Here is a 4,998-nt window from a genome sequence, read left to right as displayed (position 1 = left end):
TGAAACAGCATGGCCCCGCGGCCGCCAGCCAGAGACCCACCAACTGCGCGAGAGGCGCGCCGAGGATGGGCATACGTCCTGTCCAATTGGGCACCGCCGTGGTCAGGAAGCCGGCGACCACGGCGGCCAGAAAGCCAAACAGCATCTCGTGAACATGCCAGTCGCGGGTCAGCATGCCGGGCCCGCCGGCCAGATAGCTCCAGAGCCACAAAGGCACGACCAGGGCCGACCAAGCCGCTCCCAGGAGATAGAAGGGGCGAAAGCCGAAGCTGAACAGGGCGGGGCCGCGATAGGCGCGGCGCATTGAGGTGGTGGACATGCCGCCACCATGCGCCGTGTGGTTCCCGGACGCCTTGATCAGGGTCCCCGGCGCCTTGATGATCGTCAACCGCTCAGCCGCACTTGGAGTAGCCACAGTCAGAGCAGGTGTCACAGCCCTCCTTGCGCACCATCTCGAAGCCGCCGCAGCGAGGGCAGCAGGCCCTATTGGCGGCGAAGGGACTGGCCGACGGCGGCGATTGCGGCGGCGTGGCAGAAGGTTCAAGCGCGCCTTGGCCGGCCAGATGGCGTTCGATCACTCCGCCGATCGCGGCCAGCAGGGAGGGGGTGTAGCGCCCGTCGATCCAGCCGCCGCCGCGTGGGTCGAACACCGCCTTCAACTCCTCGGCCACAAAAGATATGTCGCCGCCCCGCCGGAATACCGCCGAGATCATCCGCGTCAGGCCCAGGGTCCAGGCATAGTGTTCCATGTTCTTGGAATTGACGAAGATCTCGAAGGGGTGGCGGCCATCTGCTGCCTCCACATCGTTGATGGTCACATAGACGGCGTGGGCGCTGTCGGGCCATTTGATCTTGTAGGTCGCGCCGCCCAAGGCGTCGGGACGCGAGGGCAAGGGCGGTTCGGGCGCGACAGGAGGCGGGGGCTCGGGTGTCGGCGTGACCGATAGCACCGAGCCGGTGATAGCGTTGGGGCGATAGGTGGTTAGGCCCTTGCAGCCAAGCCGATAGCCCTGGCGATAGATATCGGCGAAATCGTCGAAGGCGATGGTCTCCGGGCAGTTCACGGTCTTGGAGATGGAGCTGTCGACCATGGTCTGGGCAGTGGCCTGCATGCGCAGGTGATCGGCGGGAGTCAGGTCCTGGGCACTGACGAAGACGCCGGAAAGCGGCGGCGCCTCACCGTGAAGACTCTTCCAGACCGCCAGGGCGTAGTCCTCGACTTGCTCCTCGCGGTTCGTCCCGTCCGCCTGACGAACCTTGCGGGTATAGGCATAGGCGAACACCGGCTCGATGCCCGATGAGACATTGCCGGCCAGAAGCGATGTGGTCCCCGTGGGGGCGATCGAGGTCAGGCAGCCGTTGCGCAGACCGTGCGCGGCGATCAGGGCGCGGGTCTCATCGTCCAGGCTGGCGAGATTGGGACGGTCGAGAATCTGTGGGTCATACAGGGGGAAGGCGCCCTTCTCGGCGGCCAGACGGGCCGAGGCGCGATAGGCTTCACGCTTGATAACACCAAGCCAGCGCTGCGTGAGGCCCACAGCCTGATCGTCGCCATAGCGGGCGCCGCAGAACACCAGGGCGTCGGCAAGACCCGTGATGCCGATCCCCAGCCGGCGTTTGGCCCGGGCCTCAATCGCCTGGGCTTCCAGCGGAAAGCGGGAAATGTCGATGACATTGTCGAGCAACCGTACTGCGGTGCGGGTGAGGGCGCCAAGCTTGTCCTCATCAAGACGGGCGTCAGACTCAAAGGGCCGATCGACCAGGCGCGCCAAGTTGAGTGAGCCGAGCAGACAGGCGCCATACGGGGGCAGCATCTGCTCGCCGCAGGGGTTACTGGCCAGGATCTTTTCGCAATAGGCCAGGTTGTTGGCGGCGTTGACGCGATCGATGAAGATCACCCCTGGTTCGGCGGCATCGTAGGTGGCTCGCATGAGCTGCGCCCACAGATCAGCCGCGCGAACGGTGCGGTGAACCTGACCGCCAAAGCTGAGCGGCCAGTCGCCGTCGGCGTCGAGCGCGGCCATGAAAGGGTCGGTGACCAGGACCGAGAGGTTGAAGTTACGGAAGCGGTTGGCGGTGCGCTTGGCGTCGATGAAGGCCTCGATATCGGGGTGGTCGATCCGCAGGCAGCCCATCATCGCGCCGCGTCTCTGGCCGGCCGACAGGATGGTGCGACACATCGAATCCCAGACATCCATGAAGCTGAGCGGACCGGAGGCGTCCGCGCCGACACCCTCGACGCGGCTCCCGTTGGGGCGAATCGACGAGAAGTCCATGCCGACCCCGCCGCCCTGTTGCAGGGTGATGGCCGCCTCGCGCACATGCTCGAAGATGCCGCCCAGGTCGTCGGGGGTGACGCCCATCACGAAGCAATTGAACAGGGTGACGGCGCGTGCGGTGCCCGCGCCCGCCAGGATGCGTCCAGCGGGCAGAAACTTGAAATCGGTCAGGGCCTCCAGGACTTCAGCCTGGAAGGCCTTGCGAAGCTTGGGGGGCTCGGCCTGGGCGACCGCATGGGCGACGCGAGACCACGTGTCCACGACGTTGGCGTCGCCGCCGCCATCAGGCGGCGCAAAACGGTACTTGCTGGCCCAGATCTCGCCAGCGAAGGGATTGTCGAACGCCATGGTCGCTCTTTCTGAATTTGGTGAGGAAAGGCTGGCTGATTCCCTGCGGCGCATGAAAGGCGTCGCTGCCTGCCCAGTCTGCGACATTGGCCAGGCCGGGCCTTGCGCAACATCAAGGCGCGGGTTGGCGCCGCTCAATGCGCCGCCTTCGCAAATCCCCTAGGGTCGGCTGGGAGGAGCTTTCATGACCGAAAACGCCCAGATCGCGGTGTTGAACCGCGCGCCCGCCGCCCCTGACGCCGCCAAGCATTTTATTCTCAACCCCGCCGATACTGGTGCGGTCGAGAGCTATCTGGTGCTCCACGCCCCAGGCGACCCCCAGGCCGCGCTACAGGCCGGGGCGCTGATCGATCACATCCTGGCCCGCTACCATCAGGTCCATATGGAGGACTTTCCCCAGGCCATCGCCCTGGCGCGCAAGGTCGAGGCGGTGCATGTGGCCGAAGCCGAATGCCCCGACGGCCTGGCCGATCACCTGGCGGTGATGGCCGACGAGCTGGCCGGTCACCAGCGCAAGGAGGAGACGGCGCTGTTTCCGATGATGCGTGATGGCGGCGGGCCGATGGTCCGCATCGCCATCGCCCGGATGCAGGCCGAACATCGCGACGTGGTTGAGCAACTAACCCTCCTGGCGGTGATCACCAAGGATTTCACGCCGCCGCAGGAAGCCTGCCGCACCTGGCGGGCCCTCAATCAGCTTTGCCGCAAAATCGACCGCGAGCTGCGCGAACACATGCGTCTGGAAGACGCGATCCTGTTTCCGCACTTCGCCGGCGCCGTCTAGGGGCGGCGCGCGGCGCGTCAGAAGTCGAGCGTCTCGACCAGTGTCCCGGCCTTGGCCGGCGGCGCGCTTGGGCGGCGGCGAATCAGAACATCGCTCATCGCTAGGGCCTTCTGGGCTGAGGCGTCCTGGTCGCCGATCGGCTCGACGCCGCCAGGCCCGCGTCTGGCCCGCACGAAGGTCTCGCGATCGCCGCATGGGCCAAGCGACGTGGTCAGGGACTCTCGGCGCCAATCGAGCGCCTCGGCGGCGTCCCGGCCGGCCAGGCCGGCGATCAGCGGCGCCAGAAACAATCGTGCGGTGACCATGGCCGAGGTTGGATTGCCAGGAAGGCCGACGATCAGTGCGCCGCGCGCCCGGCCCAACCAGACCGGCTTGCCCGGCTTGATCGCCACCTTGGAAAAGGTCAGGTCCAGGTCGAGGGGCGCGAACATTGTCTTGGCGAAATCCCGTTCGCCCACTGAGGCGCCGCCGATGACGACGACGATATCGGCCAGCTCGACCGCCGATCGCGCCGCCTTCTCCAGCGCGGGCAACTCATCGCCCACCCGCCAACGATCCACCACCTTGCCGCCCCAGGCGCGCGCCAGGGCGGCGACGCCGAAGGTCACGCTTTCGGGAATGCCGGGCCGAATCCGGGAGGGGCGTCCAGGTTCGTCCAGCTCGTCGCCGGTGCTGATGATCAACACGCGGGGGCGAACGACCACCGACACCCTGGCCTGATCGGCCGCGGCGACCGCCACCAGTCGCTGGGCGTTGAGTCGGAGGCCGGCCTCGACCAGCACGTCGCCGGCCTTGAAGTCCGAGCCGGCCAGCCGCAGGTTGCGCGGGCCGCTGGGCGGCTGAGCGAAAAGGGCCAGCGGTCCCTCGCGCGCGACCTCTTCCTGGATCACCACCCGATCGGTTCCGGCCGGCGCCGCGGCGCCGGTGAAGATGCGCACGCAAGCGCGCGGCGTCAGAACGCCTTCGAAGGCCTGGCCGGCATAGGCGTCGCCGACGACCGCCAAGCGGACCGGCGCGTCGGTCAGATCGTCATCACGCACCGCATAGCCGTCCATGGCCGAGACGTCGGCGCAGGGCGTGGCGCGGCGCGCGACGATGGCCGCCGCCAGGATGCGGCCGTCGGCCTTGTCCAGGCGCACGGTTTCGCGACCCAAAGGCTGGGCCAGGCCCATCACCAGGGTCGAGGCCTGATCGTAGCTGATCAATTGCAGACGCCGCGATAGCGGGGGATCTGGCCTACCAGCGAGCAGGGGCGAAAGCGGCTGTCCAGCTCCTGGCCCAGCACCAGGTCCCAGGCGTCGCGGCAGGCCCCGGTCGAGCCGGGCACGCAGAACACGAAGGTGTCGCCAACCTGGCCGGCCAGGGCGCGCGACTGCAGGGTCGCCACCCCCACCGTGGCCTGGCTGGCCTGATGAAAGACCACCGAGAACCCGTCCATGGTCCGGCGAAACAGCGGCGTCACCGCTTCGGGTGTGACATCGCGCGGCGCGAAGCCGGTGCCCCCGGTAGTGAGGATGACGTCCACCGCCTCATCGTCGGCCCAGGCCTGGACCTGGCGGGCAATGGCCTCGACCTCGTCGGGCACGA

Annotated in this window: 5 protein-coding genes; 1 reads left to right on the top strand and 4 read right to left on the bottom strand. The window is 67.5% G+C overall.

The window, feature by feature from the left end:
• Both CSW58_RS10670 and CSW58_RS10665 read right to left on the bottom strand, forming a co-directional pair.
• The coding region (locus CSW58_RS10670; RefSeq protein WP_201721644.1) for an NnrS family protein at positions 1 to 319 on the bottom strand (319 nt) is incomplete at its 3' end.
• Between the two features lie 73 nt (positions 320 to 392).
• Positions 393 to 2,627: an adenosylcobalamin-dependent ribonucleoside-diphosphate reductase gene (locus tag CSW58_RS10665; protein ID WP_099447270.1), complete on the bottom strand. Its 2,235-nt coding sequence runs from the start codon at positions 2,625 to 2,627 to the stop codon at positions 393 to 395.
• Positions 2,628 to 2,811: 184 nt separating this feature from the next.
• Here CSW58_RS10665 and CSW58_RS10660 point away from each other — a divergent pair, with 184 nt between their 5' ends.
• Positions 2,812 to 3,411, top strand: a complete 600-nt coding sequence (locus CSW58_RS10660; RefSeq protein ID WP_099447269.1) for a hemerythrin domain-containing protein — start codon at positions 2,812 to 2,814, stop codon at positions 3,409 to 3,411.
• A gap of 17 nt (positions 3,412 to 3,428) precedes the next feature.
• Here CSW58_RS10660 and CSW58_RS10655 read toward each other — a convergent pair whose 3' ends face one another.
• Both CSW58_RS10655 and CSW58_RS10650 read right to left on the bottom strand, forming a co-directional pair.
• Positions 3,429 to 4,616 carry a molybdopterin molybdotransferase MoeA gene (locus CSW58_RS10655; RefSeq protein WP_099447268.1) on the bottom strand — a complete coding sequence of 396 codons (1,188 nt, stop codon included), beginning with the start codon at positions 4,614 to 4,616 and terminating at the stop codon, positions 3,429 to 3,431.
• Positions 4,613 to 4,998: molybdenum cofactor synthesis domain-containing protein (locus tag CSW58_RS10650; protein ID WP_099447267.1), on the bottom strand; the 386-nt coding region annotated here is incomplete at its 5' end. The genes CSW58_RS10650 and CSW58_RS10655, both read right to left, overlap by 4 nt.

This window comes from Caulobacter sp. B11, assembly GCF_002737765.1.
Taxonomy (GTDB): Bacteria; Pseudomonadota; Alphaproteobacteria; order Caulobacterales; family Caulobacteraceae; genus Caulobacter.
Note: the sequence above shows the minus strand (reverse complement) of the source record. Positions and strands in the feature narration are given on the sequence as shown.

What these genes read in the sequence shown, in the direction of transcription:
- CSW58_RS10665 (WP_099447270.1), bottom strand. Translation starts at nt 2,627, where the DNA reads ATGGCGTTCGACAATCCCTTCGCTGGCGAGATCTGGGCCAGCAAGTAC.
- CSW58_RS10660 (WP_099447269.1), top strand. Translation starts at nt 2,812, where the DNA reads ATGACCGAAAACGCCCAGATCGCGGTGTTGAACCGCGCGCCCGCCGCC.